At 43.9% G+C, this 301-nt stretch carries 1 pseudogene; it reads right to left on the reverse strand.

The window, feature by feature from the left end:
* A pseudogene (locus tag DNI29_RS23870) lies at nt 1-301 on the reverse strand (alpha-amylase); the annotation flags it as partial.

The raw sequence follows: 301 nt of genomic DNA on the forward strand, positions 1-301 counted from the left end.
TTTCGATCCAGTACAAGGCTATGTCTTTAAATTTGACCCAGGAATCCGGCACTTCCTTGCCTTGCCAAAATTCAAAATGTGCTTTGCAATCTTTCTGAGAAAAATCAGCCGGCAATTCTATGAAATCCTTGCTGCCATCCTGTTTGATTCCGTAATTGACCTTCACAGTTTCATACCAATCGTGAAAATGTGGCTGAGCTTCACGTGAACCGTTTCCTGTCCATTTGGCAGGTGATTCATCAAACTTTCCGTCAGCCAATGGATGTGCTTCGCCTCCCAAAGGCTTGTAATTGTCCAATGG

Origin of the sequence: Hymenobacter sediminis, assembly GCF_003231285.1 — a bacterium.
Classification (GTDB): domain Bacteria; phylum Bacteroidota; class Bacteroidia; order Cytophagales; family Hymenobacteraceae; genus Hymenobacter; species Hymenobacter sediminis.